Origin of the sequence: Paenarthrobacter sp. RAF54_2 (assembly GCF_052113945.1) — a bacterium.
Lineage (GTDB): Bacteria > Actinomycetota > Actinomycetes > Actinomycetales > Micrococcaceae > Arthrobacter.
Window position 1 is genome coordinate 149,479 of sequence record NZ_JBFRDV010000007.1, and the last position, 24,539, is coordinate 174,017.

Annotated in this window: 20 protein-coding genes and 1 pseudogene; 19 read left to right on the top strand and 2 right to left on the bottom strand. The window is 62.2% G+C overall.

Features of this window, described 5'->3' with window-relative positions:
• Nucleotides 1-34: 34 nt before the first annotated feature.
• Genes AB4Y87_RS09475 through tsaD form a run of 6 tightly spaced genes read left to right on the top strand, consistent with a single transcriptional unit; the run spans nt 35 to nt 5,355 of the window.
• The gene (locus AB4Y87_RS09475) at nt 35-1,129 is read left to right on the top strand and encodes a carbohydrate kinase family protein (protein WP_442004094.1); all 1,095 of its coding nucleotides are present in this window, start codon (nt 35-37) and stop codon (nt 1,127-1,129) included.
• A 49-nt stretch (nt 1,130-1,178) separates the two neighbouring features.
• Nucleotides 1,179-2,444, top strand: coding sequence for an alanine racemase (gene alr / locus AB4Y87_RS09480; RefSeq protein ID WP_442004095.1), 1,266 nt, complete (start codon nt 1,179-1,181; stop codon nt 2,442-2,444).
• Nucleotides 2,441-3,043 carry a tRNA (adenosine(37)-N6)-threonylcarbamoyltransferase complex ATPase subunit type 1 TsaE gene (gene tsaE / locus AB4Y87_RS09485; protein ID WP_442004096.1) on the top strand — a complete coding sequence of 201 codons (603 nt, stop codon included), beginning with the start codon at nt 2,441-2,443 and terminating at the stop codon, nt 3,041-3,043. Before alr ends, tsaE begins: the two co-directional genes overlap by 4 nt.
• Nucleotides 3,043-3,714 (top strand): tRNA (adenosine(37)-N6)-threonylcarbamoyltransferase complex dimerization subunit type 1 TsaB, encoded by a 672-nt coding sequence (gene tsaB, locus AB4Y87_RS09490; RefSeq protein WP_442004097.1) that lies wholly within the window; start codon nt 3,043-3,045, stop codon nt 3,712-3,714. Before tsaE ends, tsaB begins: the two co-directional genes overlap by 1 nt.
• A 13-nt stretch (nt 3,715-3,727) precedes the next feature.
• Nucleotides 3,728-4,231: a ribosomal protein S18-alanine N-acetyltransferase gene (gene rimI, locus AB4Y87_RS09495; protein ID WP_442004098.1), complete on the top strand. Its 504-nt coding sequence runs from the start codon at nt 3,728-3,730 to the stop codon at nt 4,229-4,231.
• Nucleotides 4,228-5,355: a tRNA (adenosine(37)-N6)-threonylcarbamoyltransferase complex transferase subunit TsaD gene (gene tsaD, locus AB4Y87_RS09500; RefSeq protein ID WP_442004099.1), complete on the top strand. Its 1,128-nt coding sequence runs from the start codon at nt 4,228-4,230 to the stop codon at nt 5,353-5,355. The genes rimI and tsaD overlap by 4 nt, the downstream gene beginning before the upstream one ends.
• 11 nt (nt 5,356-5,366) lie before the next feature.
• Here the strand turns inward: tsaD and AB4Y87_RS09505 are convergent, their stop codons facing one another.
• Complete coding sequence (locus AB4Y87_RS09505) at nt 5,367-6,518, bottom strand: glutamate--cysteine ligase (protein ID WP_442004100.1); 1,152 nt, start codon at nt 6,516-6,518, stop codon at nt 5,367-5,369.
• 113 nt (nt 6,519-6,631) lie between these two features.
• On the opposite strand from AB4Y87_RS09505, the pseudogene AB4Y87_RS09510 reads away from it, so the two are divergent.
• Nucleotides 6,632-6,712 (top strand): annotated as a pseudogene (locus AB4Y87_RS09510) (50S ribosomal protein L36); the annotation flags it as partial.
• Nucleotides 6,713-6,764: 52 nt separating this feature from the next.
• Nucleotides 6,765-7,577 (top strand): shikimate 5-dehydrogenase, encoded by an 813-nt coding sequence (locus AB4Y87_RS09515; protein ID WP_442004101.1) that lies wholly within the window; start codon nt 6,765-6,767, stop codon nt 7,575-7,577.
• A gap of 15 nt (nt 7,578-7,592) precedes the next feature.
• Here the strand turns inward: AB4Y87_RS09515 and AB4Y87_RS09520 are convergent, their stop codons facing one another.
• On the bottom strand, nt 7,593-8,819 hold the full coding sequence (locus AB4Y87_RS09520; RefSeq protein WP_442004102.1) for a THUMP-like domain-containing protein: 1,227 nt from the start codon (nt 8,817-8,819) through the stop codon (nt 7,593-7,595).
• Nucleotides 8,820-8,887: 68 nt separating this feature from the next.
• Here AB4Y87_RS09520 and AB4Y87_RS09525 point away from each other — a divergent pair, with 68 nt between their 5' ends.
• The 11 genes from AB4Y87_RS09525 to AB4Y87_RS09575 all read left to right on the top strand — a co-directional run bounded on the left by AB4Y87_RS09525 (nt 8,888) and on the right by AB4Y87_RS09575 (nt 24,518).
• A complete protein-coding gene (locus tag AB4Y87_RS09525) occupies nt 8,888-9,316 on the top strand; it encodes a hypothetical protein (RefSeq protein ID WP_442004103.1) in 429 nt (142 codons plus the stop codon).
• A gap of 190 nt (nt 9,317-9,506) precedes the next feature.
• Nucleotides 9,507-9,803, top strand: coding sequence for a co-chaperone GroES (groES, locus tag AB4Y87_RS09530; protein WP_211711208.1), 297 nt, complete (start codon nt 9,507-9,509; stop codon nt 9,801-9,803).
• Nucleotides 9,804-9,887: 84 nt separating this feature from the next.
• The gene (gene groL / locus AB4Y87_RS09535; RefSeq protein WP_442004104.1) at nt 9,888-11,501 is read left to right on the top strand and encodes a chaperonin GroEL; all 1,614 of its coding nucleotides are present in this window, start codon (nt 9,888-9,890) and stop codon (nt 11,499-11,501) included.
• Between the two features lie 323 nt (nt 11,502-11,824).
• Nucleotides 11,825-13,498, top strand: coding sequence for a response regulator transcription factor (locus tag AB4Y87_RS09540; RefSeq protein WP_442004105.1), 1,674 nt, complete (start codon nt 11,825-11,827; stop codon nt 13,496-13,498).
• A gap of 168 nt (nt 13,499-13,666) precedes the next feature.
• A complete protein-coding gene (locus tag AB4Y87_RS09545; RefSeq protein WP_442004106.1) occupies nt 13,667-14,038 on the top strand; it encodes a hypothetical protein in 372 nt (123 codons plus the stop codon).
• 36 nt (nt 14,039-14,074) lie between these two features.
• A complete protein-coding gene (locus AB4Y87_RS09550; protein ID WP_442004107.1) occupies nt 14,075-15,184 on the top strand; it encodes a flavin-containing monooxygenase in 1,110 nt (369 codons plus the stop codon).
• 147 nt (nt 15,185-15,331) lie between these two features.
• Nucleotides 15,332-17,434: an acyltransferase family protein gene (locus tag AB4Y87_RS09555; RefSeq protein WP_442004127.1), complete on the top strand. Its 2,103-nt coding sequence runs from the start codon at nt 15,332-15,334 to the stop codon at nt 17,432-17,434.
• Nucleotides 17,431-19,572 carry an acyltransferase family protein gene (locus tag AB4Y87_RS09560; RefSeq protein WP_442004108.1) on the top strand — a complete coding sequence of 714 codons (2,142 nt, stop codon included), beginning with the start codon at nt 17,431-17,433 and terminating at the stop codon, nt 19,570-19,572. Before AB4Y87_RS09555 ends, AB4Y87_RS09560 begins: the two co-directional genes overlap by 4 nt.
• 255 nt (nt 19,573-19,827) lie before the next feature.
• The gene (gene guaB, locus AB4Y87_RS09565) at nt 19,828-21,339 is read left to right on the top strand and encodes an IMP dehydrogenase (RefSeq protein WP_442004109.1); all 1,512 of its coding nucleotides are present in this window, start codon (nt 19,828-19,830) and stop codon (nt 21,337-21,339) included.
• Nucleotides 21,340-21,439: 100 nt separating this feature from the next.
• Nucleotides 21,440-23,329 carry an ABC transporter ATP-binding protein gene (locus tag AB4Y87_RS09570; protein ID WP_442004110.1) on the top strand — a complete coding sequence of 630 codons (1,890 nt, stop codon included), beginning with the start codon at nt 21,440-21,442 and terminating at the stop codon, nt 23,327-23,329.
• A gap of 52 nt (nt 23,330-23,381) precedes the next feature.
• Nucleotides 23,382-24,518, top strand: coding sequence for a GuaB3 family IMP dehydrogenase-related protein (locus AB4Y87_RS09575; protein ID WP_431115884.1), 1,137 nt, complete (start codon nt 23,382-23,384; stop codon nt 24,516-24,518).
• Nucleotides 24,519-24,539 lie beyond the last annotated feature (21 nt).

Here is a 24,539-nt window from a genome sequence, read left to right on the forward strand (position 1 = left end):
TGCAGCCCGGAAGGCGCAGCGTAGTGTGCCGTGCATGGACGCAATGCCCCAGCGACGTTTTGACCCTCTTGCCGCCGTGCGCAAGGAGGGCGATGGTCAATGCGACCTTCTCCTGGCAGGAACGGTTTTCCAGGACATCATTTTCACGGGACTCCCGCACTCTCCCGAGCCCGGAACTGAAGTGTGGAGCGAAGGCATGGGCAGCTGCCCGGGCGGGGTTGCCAACCAAGCGATCGCAGCAGCCCGGCTTGGCCTGAGGACCAACTTGGCCGCAGCCTTTGGGGACGACGGTTACGGGGATTACAACTGGCAGATCCTGGAAGGCCAGGAGCATGTGGACTTGTCCCTGTCGCGCCGCGTCCCCGGCTGGCACTCGCCGGTGACGGTGTCCATGTGCGTGAACCAGGATCGATCCATGGTCACCCACGGGCACCCCGCGCCGATCAAGGCCTCGGAGCTGATCGGACAGCCACCCAAGGCACTCGCCGCCGTCGCGGATCTGGACGAGGAGTTGGAACCGTGGATGTTGGCGGCGAAGACAGGGGGAACGAAGCTTTTCGGCGTGGTGGGCTGGGACCCGAGCGGAGAGTGGTCCCAGCGCAGGCTGGACCAACTGGAACATTTTTACGCTTTCCTGCCCAACGCCCCGGAGGCCATGGCGTTCACGGGCAAGACCGATCCCTGGGCGGCGCTCTATTCCTTGGCCGATCGCGTTCCAGTGGCTGTGGTGACATTAGGTGCGCAGGGCGCCATGGCCGTGGACTCGGAGACGGGCGAAGAGGAATGGGTGCCGTCGTTGCCTGTGTCTGCGTACGATCCGACCGGCGCCGGTGATTGTTTCGGGGCGGCCTTCATTGTGGGCTCTCTGGCAGGGTGGAGATTGGGGGACCGCCTGCGGTTCGCGAACCTCTGTGCCTCGCTGGCCGTACAACAAGTTGGCGGATCCCTCGCTGCACCTGGCTGGGGCGACATCGCGGACTGGTGGCAGCGTGCCAACGCGAGGAAGGAACGCCAATCGAGCCAGTGGCTGCGGCGTTTCGCGTTCCTTGAGCCGATCGTGAAGGACATCCCCGCCGAAGCCCAACGGCGAGCCCGCGCCACGATCGCCCACTTGTCAGACGCCCAGTAGCAGAGCCGGCAGTTAACCCCTCTTCACCCACACCACTAGAATCTCTAGGGTGACTTACGAAGCAGCTGCAGATATCGGGATCGGGTCCAAGGCCTCCATAGCAAAGTCAGCGGTGCTGGAGCGTTCCGCCGTGATCGATCTTGAGGCCGTGCGGCACAACGTTCGCCAGTTTGTTGCTATTGCCTCCCCGGCTTCCGTCATGGCTGTGGTGAAGGCCGACGCTTATGGCCATGGCGTCTTGCAGGTGGCACGTGCCGCCCTCGACGCCGGAGCGGCCTGGCTCGGCGTCGCCCACATTTCCGAGGCGCTCGCCTTACGTGCCGCCGGCATTGAAGCACCCCTGTTGGCGTGGCTGCACACCCGTGAAAGCAACTTCCAAGCCGCAGTCGCCGCTGGAATCGACGTCGGGATTTCCGGGTGGGAACTCGACGCCGTCGTGGCGGCCGCCCGCGAACAGGAGCGCCCCGCACGGGTCCACTTGAAGGTGGATACAGGGCTGGGGCGGAATGGCTGCCCGATCAGCGACTGGGACCAGTTGGTGGGCCAGGCGATGGAATACCAGGACGAAGGCCTGCTTCGCGTCGTTGGCATTTTCTCTCACCTTGCCGTGGCCGACGAGCCGCACCGACCCGAAACGGACGAGCAATTAGCGGTTTTCCGTGACGCGCTCGCCATTGCTGAGGATGCCGGCGTCGATACTGAGGTCAGGCACATCGCCAACACTCCCGCTGCGCTGTCCCGGCCGGATTCGCACTTTGACCTCATCCGCGTCGGGCTCGGCATCTACGGGTTGTCGCCCTTCGAAGGGGTTACCTCCGCCGAACTTGGCCTGCACGCTGCTATGAGCGTCCGCACACTCCTCTCTAACTGCAAAAAGGTGCCGAAAGGGCAAGGCGTTTCCTACGGCCTGAAGTACCACACCAGCCAGGAGACCACCCTCGGCTTGATTCCCCTGGGCTACGCGGATGGCGTCCCGCGCGTCGCCACTGGCGGACCAGTTCGCGTCAACGGCGTCAACTACGCTGTGGTGGGCCAGATCGCGATGGACCAGATGGTGATTGATCTTGGACCGCTCACCTCTGAAGAAGCGGCCGGCCTCAAGGGCGCCGAAGCCGTGATGTTCGGCGACGGTGCCGATGGGGGTCCCACCGCGGATGATTGGGCGGCCGCAGCGGGAACCATCAACTACGAGATCGTCACGCGCATCAGCCCGCGCGTGCCTCGCAGCTACGTCAATGAGGCTCCGGCGCGGCCGGAGGCACAACCGAAGGTACAACGCGGCACCCAGGCCGCATCGGAATCGGCGACGCTGTGAACGAACCACTGACCGAACCAAGCGAACCGCTGTGGGAACGCAGCCTGAAGGTCACGACGGCGGAGCAGACCCACGCGCTCGGTGCAGCACTGGGCGGGGTACTTGAGGCGGGGGATCTCCTTATCCTGACCGGGGAGTTGGGTGCTGGAAAGACGACCTTCACCCAGGGTCTGGGAGAAGGCTTAGGCGTCCGTGCCGGGATCATCTCGCCTACGTTCGTGCTGGTTCGGATTCATCCCAACCTTCCCGATGGACCACGCCCCGGTGGCCCGGACCTGGTCCACGTCGATGCCTACAGGCTGGAATCAGCTGCTGAGATCGATGACATTGATCTGGAGAACACCATGGACTCGTCCGTAACCGTGGTGGAGTGGGGGCGGGACCGGGTGGAGCACCTCTCGGACAGCCGTCTGGAAGTGGATCTTCACCGGTCTGTGGGTGCTGTGCCGGCCAACGTTGCGGACAGCGGCGGCATGGTGCTCGACTTTGACACTGGTGACGACGACGAACCCCGCACCATCGTTTTCCGCGGTTTCGGCCCCCGCTGGGCCGAGGCACCGAAGCTTCTTGAAACCACGATCTCTGAAGGAGGCCACTGATGCTGATCCTGGCCATCGATACCTCTGCAGTGGCCAGTGCTGCGCTGATTTCGGACGTTGCCATGGAAGGCGTGCTGGATTCCTTCGCCACTGAGGACACGCGAAGCCATGCCGAAGTCCTTGCGCCCGGCATCGAGAAACTCCTGGCCGGAGCAGGGGTCACCGGCGCGGACATTGACGTGATCGTCACAGGGGTGGGGCCCGGACCGTTTACCGGGCTGCGCTCGGGCATAGCAACCGCACGCACCCTGGCCTTCGTCTGGAACAAGCCCCTGTATGGGTTGATGAGCCTTGATGCGATAGCCCTTGAAGTGGCGGAGTCCACTGCCGCCGCTCCCGAATTCCTGGTGGCCACTGACGCCCGACGCAAAGAGGTCTACTGGTCGCGGTACGTCCTCGAGGAGGGCCAGCTTCCCCAACTCATCGACGGACCGCATGTGGGTTTCGCCTCGGACTTGCCGGATCTTCCCGTGTTCGGGGCCGGCGCTGGACTGTATGCCGACGTCCTCCGCGCCGACGAAGACTTTGCCGACACCCAACCGGACGCGGCTTCCCTTGGCCAGGTCGCGCTTGCCCGGTTGACGGCAGGGCAGGAACTCTTGGATTCCACACCCTTGTACTTGCGCGAATCGGACGCCCAGGTACCGGGCCCCAGGAAGCGTGCCCTGTGATGAAAGGGGAACGATGAAACTTTCACCCAAACTGGAGCTCTCCGGAGTTTCCCTGCGAGACATGACAGAGGCTGACGTCCCGGCCGTGGAAGCCTTGGAACGGCGATTGTTCCCCGTGGATGCCTGGCCCCTGCAGATGTTCTTCGACGAATTGTCCCAGCCGGAGACCCGCCGTTATGTAGTGGCCGAGGTTGCGGGACAGATCGTGGCGTACGCCGGCTTGATGTGCATTGAGCCGATCGCGGACGTCCAGACGATCGCCGTCGTTCCTGAATTCGAAGGCAAGGGCATCGGCTCTGCCATCCTGACAGAACTGATTGAAGAGGCCCGGCGACGTCGTGCGGCGGACGTCCTCCTGGAAGTGCGTGCGGACAATCCACGCGCACAGCAGTTGTATCTGCGCTTCGGATTTGAGCAGATCCATGTCCGGCCGCGGTATTACCGGGACGGGACGGACGCGTTGATCATGCGCCTACCCCTCAACGAGCCACATTCCACAGAAGGAGCCAACGCGTGAGCGGCCCTTATCCAGAACAGCCGAAGCAGCCGTTGGTGCTGGGCATCGAATCGTCCTGCGACGAAACCGGCGTCGGAATCGTGCGCGGCACAACGCTGCTGACCAACACGGTGTCCTCGTCCATGGACGAGCACGTGCGCTTTGGTGGCGTCATCCCGGAGATCGCTTCGCGCGCCCACCTTGACGCCTTTGTCCCCACCCTCCAGGAAGCGCTGCACGAAGCCGGGGTGACCTTGGAGGACATCGATGCCATTGCTGTCACCTCCGGTCCCGGCCTGGCCGGCGCCCTCATGGTGGGTGTCTGCGCCGCGAAGGCCCTGGCTGTCGCCACTGGCAAGCCGCTCTATGCGATCAACCACCTCGTGGCGCACGTTGGCGTGGGGCTGCTGGAGGCAAGGCCCGACGCCGGTGCTGCCGCCGGCTTGGGTGCCGGCGAGTTGCCGGAGAACCTCGGGGCACTGTTGGTTTCCGGTGGCCACACAGAGATCCTCCGCATTCGCAGCATCACAGATGACGTGGAACTCCTGGGCTCCACCATCGACGACGCCGCCGGCGAAGCCTACGACAAAGTAGCCCGGATCCTGGGCCTTGGCTACCCGGGTGGCCCGGCCATCGACAAGCTCGCACGCCAGGGCAATCCCAAGTCGATCCGCTTTCCGCGCGGCCTCACCCAGCCCAAATACATGGGCACCGCAGAAGAAAAGGGACCGCATCGCTACGACTGGTCCTTCAGCGGCCTGAAAACCGCGGTGGCCAGATGCGTGGAGCAATTCGAAGCCCGCGGTGAGGAAGTACCTGTAGCCGATATTGCAGCGGCATTCCAGGAAGCCGTGGTGGACGTCATCAGTTCCAAGGCGGTCCTGGCCTGCAAGGAGAACGGCATCACTGACGTGCTGCTCGGTGGTGGCGTTGCTGCCAACTCACGGCTACGCGAATTAACCGGTCAACGGTGCGTGTCGGCGGGCATCAAGCTGCACGTGCCGCCGCTGGATCTCTGTACGGACAACGGTGCCATGGTGGCAGCGCTTGGAGCTCAACTGATCATGGCCGGAATCGGGCCCAGCGGAATAGCCTTCGCGCCGGATTCCTCCATGCCCGTTACTACGGTGTCGGTGGCGGCGTAAGTTCCCTGGACTTAAGCGTCCGGGCCTTTGCGCATCTGCTGCACGAGATCCATGACCACTGCCTGCAGGTCCCCGTTGTGTTCAGCGGCCACGCGGCGCTGGCGCTGGTAACTGGCGCCGCGTTCGATGATCTTCAGGACGTCGGCCAGTTCCTCAGAGCACCCGAGCTTGGCTGCCACGGGTTCCAAGCGTGCGACGGTTTCTGCCAGGTGCTCGGTGACCAACTGCTCGTTGCCCTTGGCATCGAGGATGATGATGGCTTCCATACCATAGCGGGCGGCACGCCACTTGTTTTCCTGGACGTGCCATGGCGGCATCGTGGGGATGCTGCCGCCGGCGTCGAGGATGGAGGAGAATTCGTCCACGAGGCACTGCGTCAGTGCTGCGATCGCGCCCACTTCCTCGAGTGTGGCGAGGCCATCGCAAATGCGCATCTCGATAGTGCCCAGGTTGGAGACGGGTCGGATGTCCCAACGAATTTCAGAGGTGGCATCGATGACACCTGTGGTGAACATGTCCTGGACATAGGACTCGTACGCTTCCCAGGTTTCGAACTGGAACGGCAAGCCAGCGGTGGGGAGCTGCTGGAACATGAGGGCGCGCTGGGATGCGTAGCCGGTTTCTTCGCCGGCCCAGAAGGGGCTGGAAGCGCTGAGGGCCTGGAAGTGCGGGAAGTAGTTGACCAGGCCGTCCAGGATGGGGAGTACTTTGTCCCGGCGATCGATGCCCACGTGGACGTGGACACCGTAGATGACCATTTGGCGTCCCCACCATTGGGTCCGCTCGATCAGCTTGGCGTAGCGCTCCTTGTCGGTGACCGGCTGGAGCAGGGGAGGGCTGAAGGGATGGCTGCCTGCGCAGAACACCTCGACTCCCATGGGATCGGTGACTTCGCGGACAGCGGCGAGAGAGCGGCTGAGGTCCTCTTTGGCTTCCTTGACCGTTTCGCAGATTCCGGTAACGAGCTCCACGGTATTCAGGAGCAGTTCGCGCTTGATATGGGGGTGTTCGTCGTCTTCGTTGAGGTCCGGGTGGTTCGCGGCCACGCCCTTGAGGACGTCGTTCGCGACTGAGACCAGTTCCCCGGTGCGTGCATTGACGAGCGCCAACTCCCATTCCACACCCAGTGTCGATTGCCTGGATGGCGCAAACTCAATCTGCACGTAGTCCCCTCGTTGCTTGTTTCTGCTGGAGTTTCAGCTGGACGCAACCCGCTGCGGGGCCGTCAGCGGTCGGCTCAAGTCTAGTGCAGCCGGAGCATGCGTGATTGCTGGCGGGTGCGCAGATCGTCCGGCGACGTGGGCGCACGTTCGTCATCAACAAGAACAACCCGCGCATGAAGGCCCGCCAGGGCTAACCGCGCGGCACTGTAAAGCAGCAGCGAAAAGAAGCCGTTGTTTAATGGGTGAATGCCAATCCTGAACAAAGACATGTCCCTGTGCATTTCGCTCGCGGCCCGGCCCAGCAATATCGGGACCCGGTTCCACAATTACTTGTACGACCTGCTCGGACTGAACTTTGTCTACAAGGCATTCGCCCCGGCGGACATCACGCTTGCAGTGGCTGGCATCCGCGGCCTCCCCATCAGGGGCGCTGCGGTGTCCATGCCCTATAAGGAGGCTGTCATCCCGCTTGTGGACGTCATGGATCCGTCGGCAAAGGCCATCGACTCGGTCAATACGATTGTCAACAACGACGGCGTCCTTACCGCCTATAACACGGACTACATCGCCATCGCCCGGCTCCTGAAGGACCACAAAGTACCTGGCAGCCACACCGTTCTTCTCCGTGGTGCCGGCGGTATGGCAAAGGCTGTCGCCGCCGCCCTCAGGGACGCTGGATTCACCGCTGTCACTATCGTGGCCCGCAACGAAACCACCGGGCGTGCGCTCGCGGATCTTTACGGTTTCAATTGGCAGGACGACGTCAATGGCTCAACCGCGGACCTCATCATCAACGTCACGCCGTTGGGGATGGCCGGCGCCGACGAAACTGCCCAGTCCTTCGACGACGCAACCATTGCCGCCGCAAAAATAGTATTCGACGTCGTCGCCCTTCCCTCCGAGACGCCGCTCATCACCGCGGCCCGGAACGCCGGCAAGCCGGTGATCACGGGAGCCGACGTTATCGCCATCCAGGCGGAGGAACAGTTCGTCCTTTACACGGGTGTCCGCCCGAGTGCTGACCAGGTCCGCGAAGCCTCAGAGTTCTCCCGTCGCTGACGTGACTGACGTGACTTAGAACGTCACAGGCTCCACGACTACAGCCACTCTTTCCTCGCCAATCCTTGTGAGGACCAGGGTGGCTGTTTTCGCGGGCTTACTGTCGCGCTTGGATGGAAGCAGTTGCTTCCGCAGTTCTTCCGGAGTGACGGCCGTGCCACGCTTCTTGATGTCCAGCACCGTGACGCCATTCGCTTTGACCCAGGCTTTGAGCGCTTTCACGTTGTAAGGCATCACTTCCAGCACCTTGTATGCGCGGGCAAAAGGCGAGTCATGGAGTTCCGGGGCGCAGATGTAGGCGATATGCTCGTCCACCAGGTGCCCGCCAAGGCGTTCTGCGACGTCGGCCACCAGGCCTGCGCGGATGACCGCACCGTCCGGTTCGTAGAGGAACCCTTCAACAGGCCCGACGGCGGCTACCGGCCCGCCGTCGAAATCCTCGCCGCTGGTGAGCTCGGCAGCGCCCTGGGAACTGATCATAAGGGCGGCGCGCCGTACCCCCGGGCGGGCTACCGCGTTGAACCACAGGGCGACCTCAGTGACATCGCCGCCTACCGAGACCCACTGCGCTTCACAGTTAGCCGGAACCGAATCGTGTGGCATCCCCGGACCCATCTTGACTCCCACTGCCCGGCCGGCCGCGGCCAGGCCTTCAACGAACGACAACGGGGGAGAGAAGGCTTCCGGATCCCAGATCCTCTTGGTCCCGGACGTGGAGGTTGTGCGTCGTGCGGGATCCAGCCACACGCCGTCGATCCCGTCCAGGTCCACCGACGTAGCATCCGAATGCACCACCGTGGCGTGCGGGAAGGGCATGAGGTTGATGGTGGCGCAGGCGGCAGTGGTTTCGTCCATTTCCACGGCGGTCACGGCAATGTCCATGGAGGCCAAGGCCATGGAGTCAGCTCCGAGGCCGCAGCCGAGGTCGGCTACGTGGGAAATGCCGGCCTTGGCAAAACGCTCGGCGTGCCGGGCCGCGACGTTGAGGCGGGTTGCCTGTTCGAGTCCGGCCTGGGTGAACAGCATCTGGCGGGCAAACTCGCCGAACTTTGCTTCGGCGCGGGTCCGGAGCCGGGACTGCGTCAGTACCGCGGCCACGAGTTCAGGGGAGTGGCCTGCTTTTCGGAGGTCGGCGTTAACGCTGAACGCTTCGTCTTCGCGGTACGGCCCCAGCGAGGCAAGGAGTTCCCATCCTTCAGTGGTCAGCAAGGGTGCGATCTGTTCCTGCGGTGCGTGAGACATGGGATCAAGCCTAACGGCGCCCGCCATGGGGCCGTGAGTTGGGAACCAGCGACGATAGGGTTGTTTTCATGGAAGACAACGCAGCTCCGCAGCCCTCCGACACAAACAACCCGGGCGGGAACCACTCCACTGCCCCGGGAGCTTCAGAGCATTCCTCCGGTCGATCCCTCGTGGCTTTTGCCCGTCCTGCCTTGATCGCGGGGGCCGTGATCGCTGTAATCTGCATTGGCCTGCTGATCGTCATCTTCGCGTTGGACTCATTCAACGCTGCGGCGTACTCCGTGACGGGCAAGAGCGTGAATGACGCTACTGATGAAGCCCGCGACATCCGGGAGCTCTACAGTGGGGCCCGCATTGGCGGGATTATCGCCTTGGTGATTTCCGGCGTCGTGGCCTTGGCGGCCGCCGTCGTGCTGTATTTGAACCGTGGATCTGCCCCTGCAGATGAGGACGACGACGGCGAAGACTACGATTTGGACGACCTCACCGGTCGGTAACGGGAGTTCACTCAGGACGAAATTCTGGCACTCACCTTGACCGAGTGCTAACGCTTACATAGAGTCGTGTTAGCACTCTCCCCCGGAGGGTGCTAATCACGCCAGGCGTCACCGGCACCGCGACGACGGTTGCACGCCACGGCACCCTAGTTCTTAGTCCATGAATCAGCTCATGAAAAGGAGAGTCCGAGTGTCGGTCTCGATTAAGCCTCTTGAGGATCGTATTGTTGTTCGCCCGCTCGAAGCAGAGCAGACCACGGCTTCCGGCCTGGTAATTCCGGACTCCGCGCAGGAGAAGCCGCAGGAAGGCGAAGTTGTTGCAATCGGCCCCGGCCGCTTCGATGACAACGGCAACCGCGTCCCGGTTGACGTAACTGTTGGCGACGTCGTCATCTACTCCAAGTACGGTGGAACCGAAGTCAAGACCGGCGGCAACGAGTACCTCGTTCTGTCCGCCCGCGACGTCCTTGCGATCGTCGTAAAGTAACTTCCTGGAGCCCCGCACCGCAGCCGCGTTGGAATCATTCCGACCTTCTGCGGTGCGGGTTTTCTGTCTTGAAAGGACACAACCATGGCAAAGCAGCTTGCTTTTAACGATGCTGCCCGCCGGTCTCTTGAGGCCGGTATCGACAAGCTCGCCAACACTGTCAAGGTGACGCTTGGCCCGCGCGGCCGCAACGTCGTGCTGGACAAGAAGTGGGGCGCTCCCACGATCACCAACGATGGCGTGACGATCGCCCGCGAAGTTGAGCTTGACGACCCCTACGAGAACCTTGGTGCACAGCTGGCCAAGGAAGTAGCCACCAAGACCAACGACGTCGCTGGCGACGGCACCACCACCGCTACGGTGCTGGCGCAGGCACTGGTCAAGGAAGGCCTGCGCAACGTTGCTGCTGGTGCCGCTCCTGGCGAGATCAAGCGCGGCATCGAGGTTTCCATTGAAGCCATCGCAGCCCGCCTCCTGGAGAACGCAAGCGAAGTGCAAGGCACCCAGGTTGCCAACGTTGCCGCCATCTCCGCACAGAGCGACGAAATTGGCGAACTGTTGGCCGAGGCGTTCGGCAAGGTGGGCAAAGATGGCGTCATCACCATCGAAGAATCCTCCACCACGCAGACCGAACTCGTCCTCACCGAAGGCATGCAGTTCGACAAGGGCTACCTTTCCCCGTACTTCGTCACTGACGCAGAACGTCAGGAAGCAGTCCTCGAAGACGCCTTGATCCTGATCAACCAGGGCAAGATCTCCTCGCTGCAGGACTTCCTGCCGTTGCTGGAGAAGGCGCTGCAGGCCTCCAAGCCGCTGTTCATCATCGCCGAGGACATTGAAGGCGAAGCCCTGTCCACGCTGATCGTCAACCGCATCCGCGGCACGCTGAACGTTGTGGCTGTCAAGGCTCCGGGCTTCGGCGACCGCCGCAAGGCCATGCTCCAGGACATCGCTACGCTCACGGGCGCCCAGGTTGTTTCTCCGGACCTTGGCCTCTCGCTGGACACCGTTGGCCTCGAGGTACTGGGTACGGCACGCCGCATCACGGTCACCAAGGACAACACCACCATCGTTGATGGCGCCGGAACCGAGCAGGACGTTGCCGACCGCGTGGCCCAGCTGCGTGCCGAGCTCACCCGCACAGACTCCGACTGGGACCGCGAGAAGCTGCAGGAGCGCCTGGCCAAGCTGGCCGGCGGTATCGGCGTTATCAAGGTCGGCGCAGCCACCGAGGTTGAGCTGAAGGAAAAGAAGCACCGCATCGAGGACGCCGTTTCCTCCACGCGTGCTGCCCTTGAAGAAGGCATCGTTTCCGGTGGCGGTTCCGCCCTCATCCACGCCCTCAAGGCGCTGGATGAGTCCCCGGCCGTCAAGGCACTGGAAGGTGACGCAGCAGCAGCTGTTGGCATCGTCCGCCGCGCCTTGGTCCAGCCGCTGCGCTGGATCGCCCAGAATGCCGGCTTCGATGGCTTCGTCGTCGTTTCCAAGGTCTCCGAACTCGAAGCCAACCACGGCTTCAACGCCAAGTCCGGCGAGTACGAGGACCTGATCGCCGCCGGCGTGATCGACCCCGTCAAGGTCACGCGTTCCGCACTCCGCAACGCCGCTTCCATCGCTGCCCTGGTTCTCACCACCGAGACCCTGGTTGCCGAGAAGCCGGCTGAGGACGAAAACGCACACGCAGGCCACCAGCACTAACAGCCTGTTCGAAAAAGCCCTGGTCACTCGTGGCCAGGGCTTTTTTCTGCCCTCTTGCGCTTCCCGATGTGTGCTGTGTGGCATCGGCTTTGTGGCGTGGGCGTGTGGTGTCCTGACCTTCTTTGAACCCCGGGCAGCCGCCGTGCAACCGATAAAGGGTGAAAACCGGGCTTCTGCACGTCAATGAAGGTCAGGAACCCACACGGCGCGTCAGGGATTCGTGGAGCCATTGTGGGCTTACGACGGCGGCGGTACCCTGACGCTAATACGGCCGCTTGTGTGCGCCAACCGGGTTGCTCGTGGTCGCAGAATGAGTGTGGACTATGCCGGTTACAGCCTTGGATCTGGGACGCTCCGCGTTCTCCGAGCACCGCTGGAGCGATGCACTGGATTGCCTTGCCCGGGCGGACACGGAGGGCGGACTTCCACCCGAGGACATTGAAGTCGCGGCCTCCGTGGCCATGCTGTTGGGCAAGGACTCCGAAGGCGTCGCCTACCTGACGCGGGCGCACGATGAATATGTCACCGTAGGAGACATGGCTGCCGCCGCCCGTTGCGCAACGTGGCTGGTGCTGTTCCTCATGGACATCGGGGAGCCGGCCCGCAGCTCGGGCTGGATGTCCCGGGCAAAACACTTGGTGGAAGAACTGGACGAGCCCACCGAAGCTGAAGGCTACCTCCTGATACCGTCTGCGCTGGGAGCCTTGTACGGAGGAAATCCTGAAGCCAGCAATGAGCTCTTTGGCCGCGCCTTGGCAGTGGGGCAGCGATTCCACGACAAGGACCTCATGGCCCTTGGACGGCTGGGCCTGGGCACGGCCAGCATCACCCTTGGATTCCCGGACAAGGGCTTGGAGATCCTGGATGAAGTCATGGTTTCCGTGACGGCGGGGGAAGTATCACCCATTCCTTCAGGCATCATCTACTGCTCCGTCATCGGCAGCTGCCGCCTCGCCTTCGACGTCCAGCGTGCCCATGAATGGACCGCCGCGTTGGAACGCTGGTGCGGGGACCGGCCGGACATGGTGATGTTCAGCGGGCAGTGCCAGTCCCACAGGGCAGAACTGTTCATCCTCCATGGCGCCTGGGATGACGCCATAGCTGCCGTCCACATTGCCCAGGACCGCTCGCGCCGCGGCGATCCGGAAGCGGCCTGGGGTGCGTGGTATCTGCAGGGCGAGATTCTGCGTTTGAAGGGCCAATTTGATGAAGCCAGCGCGGCTTATGCCAAGGCTGCAGAGACCGGCTTCGAAGCTCTCCCCGGGCTCGCGCTGGTGCTGGCAGGCCAGCAAAAAGTGTCTCAGGCCCAAGCCATGTTGCGACGGGCCACGGCAGGCTCGGACCCCGCGAACCGACGGCGGTTGCTTCCCGCCGTCGTCGACGTCGAGCTTGCCGCTGGTGACCTTAAAGCGGCAAGGGCCGCGGCTGACGAGCTGGCGGCTCCGGTCCTTGAAACGGGCAGGCCCCTGGAACGGGCGCTTGCGGCGCAGGCGGAAGCCCAGGTGCTGCTCGCAGAGGGCAAGGCGGGCGACGCGCTGGTGGCCTCAAGAAAGGCATGGCGGCTCTGGTACAGCCTTGAGGCACCTTATGGCGCGGCCACGTGCAGGGTGTTGACGGGTCGCGCCTGTTCGGAACTGGGCGATCCCGACTCTGCCGCCATGGAATTCGAAGCAGCCACAGCCGAGTTCGCTGAGCTTGAAGCAACGCCTGCTCTAGCTGAGGTGCTGGGCCTCAGCGCTGGACGCGACAGTGCGGGAGCCGGTGCAGAGGGTGGTGGCGGGAAGCGTTCTACGCCCGCTACCCATGAACTTACAAACCGTGAGCTGGAAGTCCTGCGGCTTGTAGCTGACGGAAAAGCCAACAAGTCCATTGCCCGGGAACTGTATCTCAGCGAAAAAACCGTTGCCCGGCACGTCAGCAATATCCTCAGCAAACTCTCCTTGCCCTCCAGGGTTGCTGCGACCAGGTACGCCTTCGAACACCACTTGACCAACTGATCTTCTCTCACATCCCACAGCCTTTCTCCCGATCTTCTCTCACGTCCTGTGGGGTTTCTCCCGATCTTCTCTCACGTCCCGAGATGCGCATAAATACCCATGCCCCATCCAGCAGGATGCGTCATTTGGCCGACGCGGCAGAGGGTGCCGGACTCCTAGTTTGGGCTTATGAACATTCCACTGCTCGCCGGCACCGTATCCACCGTGCTCTTTGCATCCAGCATGCTGCCCATGTTGGTCAAGGCAGTCCGCACCAAGGACCTGGCCTCCTACAGTTTGAGCAACATCACTTTGACCAACATCGCCAACGCCGTGCATTCCTTCTACGTCTTCGACCTTCCGGCGGGACCCGTGTGGCTGTTGCACTCCTTTTACGTGGTGACGTCGGTCTTTATGTTGGTGTGGTGCCTGCGGTACCGGAAGGCTCCGGCTGAAACCCCAGCAACTGAAACCCCAGCAACTGCAACCCCAGCAACTGTAATTCCAGCAACGCGAGGTCACTTAGGGCCCATGTCAGCCGCTGCCATGGGCCATAAGTGACCCMGCGTTGGAGTAGTAACGAGAAAAGGAAATGCCATGAAAAATGCTAGTGACCCGCAGTTCGATACCGTGATCGTGGGAGGTGGCCAGGCCGGCTTGGCGCTCGGCTATTGGCTGGCCAAAGGACACCACAACTTCGTCATCCTTGATGAGAACGCCAGGACCGGGGATTCGTGGCGTCAGAGGTGGGATTCGCTTCGTCTCTTCACCCCGGCCAAGTACGACGGATTGCCGGGCGCACCTTTCCCAGGGGACCCGTTGGCGTTTCCCAGTAAGGATGAGTTGGCGGACTACCTCGAACAATATGCACGGCGGTTCAGTCTGCCCGTGATCCACGGAGTCCGTGTTGACGGGGTGACGCAACAGGGTGATTGCTTTCTTGTGAGCTCCGGTGATCGGTCCTGGATCGCCAACAACGTGGTGGTTGCCACAGGTGGATACCGCCTGCCCAAGCGGCCGGCATTCGCCAATCAGCTGGATCCCGGCATCGTGCAGCTTCACTCGCAGGAATACAAGAACCCCGGGCAGCTCCAACCCGGGCCCGTCCTCGTGGTGGGGCTCGGCAATTCCGGCGCGGAGATTGCCGTTGAAGCCAGCAGGACGCACACCACGTTGCTGGCCGGCAAAGCCAGTGGCGAAATCCCAGTTCGCCATGGACGCGCTGCAGCCCGGTTCGTCCTGCCTGTGATCCGGTTCGCAGGCCTTCACGTCCTGACGCTGAACACGCCGGTTGGCCGGAAGGTGGCGCCGGCATTCAAGATGATGGCGGCACCTTTGATCCGGACACGCACCAAGGACCTGCGTGACGCGAAGGTGGAACTGCTGCCGAGGATAGCTGGGGTAAAGCAAGGTAAACCGGTGCTGGAAGAGGGCCGGACTTTAGATGTGGCGAACGTCATTTGGTGTACGGGATACCGGGAGGATTACTCGTGGCTGAAGCTCCCAGACCAGAACGGCGATGGAATTCCGACCCACAAGAGGGGAGTGGTGGAATCTGTGCCCGGTCTCTACTTCCTTGGCCAGGAGTTTCTGTTCGCGGCAGTTTCGGCAACGCTTCCAGGAGTTGGCCGTGACGCCCGTTATCTGGCACGGCAGATCACAGCAGACCGGCAGCTCACAGCTGAGCGTCGGCCGGCTTTGGCGTAGTGGCTGACCTTCAAAAAGAAGTGCCCGCAGCACAGGGAACGCACAGTTTCATCTTTGCAAACGCATAGTCCAACCTGAGCTAATAGACACTCGTAAGGCGGTTCCGCAGGCCGGCCCAACTGGGGTCGGCGCCCGGAACAGCGTATGATGGATGCTTTGTGCAATAGCCTTGAGGAACTGCCTAACGTGACTACATCAACGATCCGACCGCCCGCCCGTCCCAACAGGCGGGCTACCGGTCCCGTTGTAAAGTCCACGTTCCGACCCGAAATCCAGGGCCTCCGCTCCCTCGCCGTGCTCATGGTTGTGAGCTACCACATCTGGATTGGGCGGGTATCAGGCGGGGTGGATGTCTTCCTGCTGATCTCGGCCTTCCTCATGACTCTTCAGTTCACGAGCCGCTTCAAACAGCGGCGCCCGATGGACTTGCTGCGGCACTGGCTGCACTTGTTCAGGCGCCTGCTCCCGGCAGTGGTGGCTGTCCTCTTTGGAACACTGGCTGCTACTTTTGCTTTCCTGCCTCCCACCCGCTGGGTGGAAGTGGTCAATCAGGCTTGGGCCTCACTGTTCTACTACGAAAATTGGCTGCTGCAGACTCTCGCGGTGAATTACTACGCCACGGACCACAGCCTCGCCAGTCCTGTGCAGCACTTCTGGTCACTTTCCATCCAGGGCCAGGTGTTCATTCTCTGGCCGGTGATCTTCGCCGTGATGGCGGTCATCTGCCGCAAATTCGATCTCCGGTACCGGGCCTCGCTCGCGTACGTTTTTGCGCTCATCTTCGTCGTTTCCCTGACGTACTCCATTATTTTTACGGCCAACAACCAGGCTGTGGCGTACTTCGACACCTTCGCCCGGCTTTGGGAGTTCGCCCTCGGAACGCTTGTTGCCCTGATCCTGCCTGCCCTGGACTTTTCCAAACCTGTCCGCGTGGCGATGGGGTGGATCGGCGTTGCCGCCATGCTTACTTGCGGCATCCTGCTGCAGGTCCAAACTGCGTTCCCCGGCTTTGTTGCGCTCTGGCCCACTCTGGCTGCCGTTGCAGTGATTGCAGCGGGACAGACCGGTAGCCGATTCGGCGTGGATCGGATTCTGAGTTCCAAATTCCTGGTACGTCTTGGCGATAACTCCTATGCCCTGTATCTCTGGCACTGGCCTATCCTGGTGATCGCCCTGGCTTGGAGCGGCAAGGACCACGCCGGGTGGCTGTCCGGCACCGCGATTGTGGCGTTGGCATTGGTCCTGGCCTTCCTGACCACGAAGTACGTGGAGAAGCCATTCCGGGAGTGGAAGTGGCCGGAGGTGAAACGTCGCCGCGCAGCCATCTCCATCGCCGTCTGCCTGGCCGTGGCGTGTGCGCCGTTGCTCGGCTTCCAGTACAAGCAGTATCTGGACCAGAAGGCCGCTGACACGCAGGCATTCAACGACAACCCTGGAGCCCATGCCCTCCTTCCAGGCTATGTAGACCAAGTCGGCAAGGATGCCAAGACACTTCCCACGGCAGAACAGTTGCCTGAAGACTGGGCACACCTGGGTGGGACGTGCGAGGGAGTTTCCAAGCCGGAAGACAAGACTCTGCAGGAGAACTGCCAGCAAAACGGCGTGGGCGATGACGCCACGAAGAGCATTGTGGTCCTGGGCGACTCCCATGCCCAGCAGTGGCTGGCCGCACTCGGCCCTCTCGCTGAGGCTGAGCATTGGAAGGTCACGGCCCTCCTGTTGGGCGGTTGTCCGTTCATGCCGGAGAACCCTGACGCTGACCAGCACTGCAATGATTTCAACTCGGCGGCTTTCAAATACGTGGCAGCCCACACCCCGGATTCCGTGTTCATGGTGGGAACCAAGGCGGCCCCCTCATCACCGGATGAGGAGTTGGTGTACGGCTTTGACCAGTCGGTCACCAACTTCAACGACCTCGGCATCCAGGTGGTGGCCATTCGTGACAACCCACGCTACGACCACAACGTCACAGAATGTGCCCTGTCCAAGGGCGTGGACAGCCCTGACTGCAAGTCTGACCTGCAGGACGTCCTGGCTGCGGAGAGCCCCTTCGCGGCCGAACAGGGAAAGTTTGGAAATGCGGCATTCCTGGATATGACGGACCTCCTTTGCAACGGCGTCCAGTGCCCCAGCGTCATAGGAAATGTGTTCGTCTACCTGGATGACAACCACCTGTCCAAGACCTACGTCACCAGCATGGGCGAGATGTTCGACGAAAGGTGGTTTGCCGCGACGGGGTGGGCGCAATGAGCGGACAGGTGAAAGCAACAGCACCTTTGGGTGGCAAGCCCACTACAGCGAAGCCCACTACAGCGAAGCCCACTTCAGCGAGGACCACGACGGCGGAACGAACCTTCCGCCCGGAGGTCCAGGGACTGCGTGCCTTGGCTGTGTTGATGGTGGCGGCTTACCACATTTGGCTCGGCCGGGTGTCCGGCGGCGTAGACGTCTTTTTACTCATCTCGGCTTTCCTGATGACCCTGTCCTTTACGCGGAAGCTCGAAAACCGTAGGCCCCTGAGGCTCCTGCAGCACTGGCTCCATGTGTTCAAGCGGCTGCTGCCCGCCGTCGTCGTGGTCCTGCTGGCAGTCCTGGCCGGAACCTGGGCCTTTATCCCGCAGAGCCGGTGGCCGGATGTGCTAGCCGAGGCCTGGGCCTCCCTGCTATACCGTCAGAACTGGCAGCTCGCGGATTCTGCCGTTGATTACTATGCGCAGGACCATTCCGGAGCGAGTCCCCTGCAGCACTTTTGGTCCCTGTCCGTGCAAGGCCAGGTCTTTATCCTGTGGCCACTGATTTTCGCAGCGGTGGCCCTGCTGCAGCCGCAACTCGCAAAGCTGTTCCCGGGCCGGAAGGTCATAGAACACCGGCAGCTGCTGTTCATGGCGTTCGGCCTGGTCTTTGTGGCCTCGCTGGTCTATTCCATCGACCAGACTGCCCACAATCAGGCGTATGCGTATTTCGATACCCGGACAAGGCTGTGGGAATTTGCGCTGGGTTCCCTGCTGGCACTGGCACTCCCGTACCTCAAACCGGGACAGCGGCTTCGGGTATTCCTGGGTTGGGCGGGGCTGCTCGCCATGCTCTCGTGCGGCCTGATCTTGACGGTGGACCGTTCCTTCCCGGGATTCGTGGCTCTCTGGCCAACCCTCGCAGCCGCGGCGGTTATCGTTGCGGGCCAGAGCAACAGCCGATTTGGTGCGGACCGTGTGCTCAGCTCAAAGCCCTTGGTCCTGGTGGGCAACAATTCCTACGCCCTGTACTTGTGGCATTGGCCGGTCCTGGTGTTCTTCCTGCTCGTCACGGAGACCACCAGCCCGAACCTCCTGCAGGGCTTGGGCATCATGGCAGCATCGATGGCGTTGGCCGTTGCCACCACACGGTTTGTCGAGGTTCCCATGCGCCGCTGGCAGTGGCCGGACGCGCGGTCCTGGCGGGCCGCCGTCGTCGTTGTTTCCTGTGGTGCGCTGCTCGCGCTGCCGATGACCGCCTGGCAAGGTGCTATCGCCGCCCAAGGCGTGGCAATTGCGGATCAGCCCAAGGAACTGACGCCCGGTGCTGCAGCGCTCTCGCCTGAGTTTGCGGGCCAACCGACACCCAAGGCGATGATCATTCCCGCACCCGCCGCCATGAAGGATGAATGGGCGGACATCGATGGCCTCTGTACTGGCGGCAACGTCCCCTCGGATCCGTTGCTGCAGGGGTGCCTCCAGAATGACGAACCCGAGGTGGTGACCAAGAGGATCGTGGTCCTCGGCGATTCCCACGCCCAGCAGTACATGGCGGCCCTGGGCCCCATCGCCAAGGAGCACGGTTGGGAAGTGGTCACACTGCTGAAGGGGAACTGCCGGTTCGGCGCCGACTCGCCTGAGCGGACCAGTGACTGCAACGACTTCAACAAGGCAAGTGCCGCTTATGTCATGGAACACAAACCCGATGCTGTGTTCACTGTGGCGTCTCTGACTCATGTGACGGCCCCTTTCGAGACCGAAGTGCCCGGGTATTTGGACGGCATCAAGCCCTTCACGGATGCAGGAATCGACGTCGTGGGCATCCGCGACAACCCGCGGTTCAGCATCAACATGCCCGAGTGCGTGCAGAAGAAGGGACCTGACTCGCCCGACTGCAACCCTCCGCTGGAAGATTCCCTGGCTGCGTCCTCGCCTCTGGCCGACTACGCGGGCAAGGTGGATCGGTTGTACCTGATGGACATGAGCGACTTCATCTGCGAGCGGGGCACGTGTCCGGCAGTGGTGGGGAATGTGTACGTCTACAAGGACGACAACCATCTCACCAAGACCTATGTGCAGAGCATGATCCCGATGTTCGAGGAGCGGCTCCTCGCCGCGACGGGCTGGTCCGACTCGACTGGTCAGTCCGGGCGCTAGCCTCGCCGCCTCGCGGGAGCACGGAACGCACGACGCCGACCTTCCGCCAGTGCTGTTGCTCACACTCAGGCGCCGCGGAATATGGCGATGGCCGCCGAGGTTCTACTATTTATTCAATACCCGAAGCACCTTTGCCTTGCAGTACCTCATGCATAGGCCAATTTATGCACAGGCCAGTCCCGTAATGACGGGCTGGTCATCAGTTGCAACCCCTACCAGTTAAAGCCCCCAGAACCCAGGTAAGAGGCCGCACTCATGACCCAGCCCGAACACGATCCCTTCGGCTTCGTAGGCCTGACCTACGACGACGTCCTGCTCCTCCCCGGACACACCGATGTCATCCCTTCTGACGCGGACACGTCCTCCCGGATTTCCAAGCGCATCACGGTGCAGACTCCGTTGCTTTCCGCTGCCATGGACACCGTCACTGAGTCCCGCATGGCCATCGCCATGGCCCGCCAGGGCGGTCTGGGCGTCGTGCACCGCAACCTGTCCATCGATGACCAGGCTGAGCATGTGGACCGCGTCAAGCGCAGCGAATCCGGCATGATCACCAACCCGCTGACCATCGGCCCGCAGGCCACGTTGCAGGAACTGGACGAGCTGTGTTCCCGTTATCGCGTCTCTGGCCTTCCCGTGGTGGACATCGACGGACGCCTGCTGGGTATCGTCACCAACCGCGACACCCGGTTCATTCCGGAATCTGAATTCCCGCTGCGCAGCGTCAGCGATGCCATGACCAAGATGCCGCTCATCACCGGCCATGTGGGCATCAGCCGCGAGGAAGCCTCGCACAAGCTGGCCACCAACAAGATTGAGAAGCTCCCGCTCGTTGACGAGCAGGGCCGCCTCAAGGGCCTCATCACCACCAAGGACTTCACCAAGGCAGAGCAGTACCCGCTGGCCACCAAGGACGACGAAGGCCGCCTGCGCGTAGGCGCTGCCATCGGCTTCTTCGGCGACGGTTGGGAACGCGCCATGAAGCTCATCGACGCCGGGGTGGACGCACTCTTCGTGGACACCGCCAACGGCCACTCCCAGGGTGTGCTGGACATGATCCGCCGCCTGAAGTCAGACCCGATTGCTGCCCACGTGGACATCATTGGTGGCCAGGCAGCAACCCGTGAAGGAGCCCAGGCCCTGATTGACGCTGGTGCCGATGGCATCAAGGTCGGTGTGGGCCCAGGCTCCATCTGCACCACCCGTGTTGTAGCCGGTGTCGGCGTTCCCCAGATCACGGCCATTTACGAATCCGCGAAAGCTGCCATTCCGGCCGGCGTGCCGCTGATTGCCGACGGCGGCCTCCAGTACTCGGGCGATATTGGCAAGGCGCTCGTTGCCGGCGCGGACACCGTGATGCTCGGCTCACTGCTGGCTGGTTGTGAAGAGTCTCCCGGCGAGCTCATCTTCGTCAACGGCAAGCAGTTCAAGAGCTACCGCGGTATGGGCTCCCTTGGCGCCATGCAGTCCCGTGGAAAGAACACGTCCTACTCCAAGGACCGCTATTTCCAGGCTGACGTGTCCGGTGATGACAAGCTCATCCCGGAAGGCATCGAAGGCCGCGTCGCGTTCCGTGGTCCGCTGGCATCGGTGGCCTACCAGCTGGTCGGTGGCCTCCGCCAGACCATGTTCTACACCGGCGCCCCCACGATTGCCGAACTCAAGGCACGCGGCAAGTTCGTCCGGATCACTCCTGCCGGCCTGAAAGAATCGCACCCGCACGATATCCAGATGACGGTGGAGGCACCCAACTACGGTTCCCGCTGACATCAGTTTCTAAAAAGCTGTTCCCCGTGGAAGCCTCCATGGGGAACAGCTGTTTAAGGGCCGCAACTGAAATGTCTGTGGGTAGGAATAGGCTGGGGACATGTCCGAAAAGCCCGCACAACCGCGGCACCCGGAGTCAGTCCGGCTGAATTCAGTCCAACCCGGCAAAGCGCCCCGCAAGCTTGCCCTCCGGCCATACGCACGCGCCGTCGGGCAGGTCCTGAAGGTGAGTTTCAAGGCATCCCCGATTGCAGTCATCATGAAAGTGGCTGGCTCCCTGATTTCGGCCACGCTGCCGCTGGTAACCACCTACTTCGCCGCGTTGACCACCACTGCGTTGGCGGCCGGTTACGCGGGAGATCCCGACGCCGGTCCACGGGCCATTCTGTACGTCATCATTACCGCCGCGCTGGGACTGTTTTGGGGCGCCTTCAGCAGCGTCGACCGATACATCCAGCAGTTGATGAGCTTCAAAGTAGGCGCGATCGTCGGCGACATGATGTACGAGCGCTTCCTGGCGCTGGAGTTCTGGCGCTATGACGACAAAGAAACCGTGGACCTCTACGATCGCGCCAAGCGGTTCTCCGATTCCTATGCGCGGGTCCTGGACAGGATTGCGGCCATCTTTACGCAGTTGGTTTCGGTCATCCTGGCAGTCGGTGCGCTGTTGTTGGTCAGTTGGTGGATCGCTGTCATTGTCCTGATAGCGATCGTCCCGAGCGTCTACTTGCAGTTCAAACTCTCACGAGAGCAAATAGCCCATTGGAATACCCAAGTGGATTCCCGGCGTCAACGGCGAATGATCGAGACCAACCTCCTGAGGCCCCAGCACATTGCCGAGATGCGGCTCTATGGAATCGTGGGCTATCTGATGGACCTGCGGTCCCGGCTTCGGGACGCTGACGAGCGCCGGCGGCTGGATTTCCAGAAGCGCTACATCCCCAAGCAGCTCGCAGCGGACGCCCTGCAGTATGGGGCCGAAGTAGTGTCGTTGATCTGGGTGGTGGGACAAATCATTGCCAGGGCACAGGCGGTAGGGCAGTTCCTCTACATCCAACAGATCGTCAGCCGGGCCCTGTCCACCGCCAGCAACCTGGTCTCGTCGCTGAGTTCCATTGACGAAGACCTTGCCAACCTCAAAGACTACGAGCTGTTCATGGCGCTTCCGGTGCCCAGCGGCCACGAACCTCCCTTGGTGAAGTCGCCGTCCGTTGTGGAAATGCGGGACATCCGCTTCAGCTATACGGGGAGTGACGTTGAAGTTATCAAGGGCATTTCCCTGACCATCAGGGCAGGCCAGCACATTGCGATAGTTGGTGAGAATGGCGCAGGAAAGTCCACGCTGATCCGGATCCTGGCCGGTCTCTACCGGCCGGATTCAGGCCACGTACTGCTCGACGGCGTCGATCTCACCGGGATCGACGTGACCAGTTGGCACCGGCACCTTGCGGTCCTCAGCCAGGAATTCCTGAAGTATGAATTCGCTACGGCCGCGGAGAACATCTATTTGGGCGATGTCGATCAAGCCCGGGACGAGCAACGCATCCGGAGGGCAGCCTCAGATGCCGAGGCCATGGAATTCATCAACAAGCTGCCCAACGGCCTGGAAAACCATGTGAGCAATTGGATGGAGGATCCCCGCGGACGAAAGGGGAGTGGGCTCTCAGGCGGGCAATGGCAGCGATTGGCCATGGCCCGGAACTTCTACCGGGATGCCTCCTTCATGGTCATGGACGAACCGACGTCGGCCATCGACGCTTTGGCCGAGCACCGGATCTTCACCCGGCTTTTCGCGGACCGGAACAGCACCATCATTGCCATCAGCCACCGGCTGGCCACCATCGAAAAGGCAGATGTCGTGTACATGCTGGAGGACGGGCGGATTGCCGAACAAGGAACGCACAAGGAGCTGGTGGCGTTGAGGGGCCGGTACTTCCGGATGTTCGAATCCCAGCTCACCGTGGAAGAGACCAGCCAGAACACCCCCTAAGAGCAGCTTGGAACAAAACGATGGCTTGGTTTTGGTGGGATAAACTCGAGCAGTGACTTATGAGATTGAGATTGGCCGTGGCAAGCGTGGGCGTCGTGCCTACTCCCTGGATGACATCGCGATCGTTCCGAATCGTCGGACGCGTGACCCGAAGGACGTCTCTGTCTCCTGGCAGATCGACGCCTATAAGTTCGACATGCCGGTGATTGCCGCCCCCATGGACTCTGTGATGTCCCCGGACACGGCCATCACTTTGGGCCGTTTGGGTGGTCTTGGCGTCCTGGACCTTGAAGGCCTCTGGACCCGGTACGAAAACCCACAGAAGGTGCTCGACGAGATCGCAGGCCTGGCCAACGAAACCAGCAGCCCGGCCGTCACCCGCCGAATGCAGGATCTTTACCAGGCACCCATTCAGCCAGAGCTCATCAGCTCCCGCCTGGCAGAAATCCGCGCCGCCGGCGTCACCGTGGCCGGCTCCCTGACCCCACAGCGCACCCAGGAACACTACAAGACCGTGGTGGCTGCCGGCGTCGATATCTTCGTCATCCGTGGCACCACGGTCTCCGCCGAGCACGTCTCCAAAAACCATGAGCCACTGAACCTTAAGCAGTTCATCTACGAACTCGATGTCCCCGTGATCGTTGGTGGAGCAGCTGGTTACACACCGGCCCTGCACCTCATGCGGACGGGTGCCGCAGGCGTCCTGGTTGGCTTCGGTGGAGGTGCTACCACCACCACGCGCCGTGCGCTGGGCATTCATTCGCCCATGGCGTCGGCCATTTCAGACGTCACTGCGGCCCGTCGCGACTACATGGATGAGTCCGGCGGGCGCTATGTCCACGTCATCGCCGACGGCGGCATGGGCCGCTCGGGCGACATCGTCAAGGCCATCGCGATGGGAGCGGACGCAGTCATGCTGGGCAGCGCCCTCGCGCGCGCCGAAGAAGCTCCGGGCCGCGGCTGGCACTGGGGTCCGGAAGCGCATCACCTCGAATCACCCCGTGGCGACCGCGTCAACGTTGGCACGGTCGGATCCCTGGAGGAAGTCCTCTTCGGGCCCGGGCACCACACCGACGGTACGTCCAACCTCATTGGCGCTCTGCGTCGGTCCATGGCGACCACAGGGTACTCGGACCTCAAGGAATTCCAGCGCGTGGACGTCGTAGTATCCCCATACTCGGGCAACTAGGACTTCTGCCAATCGGACCAG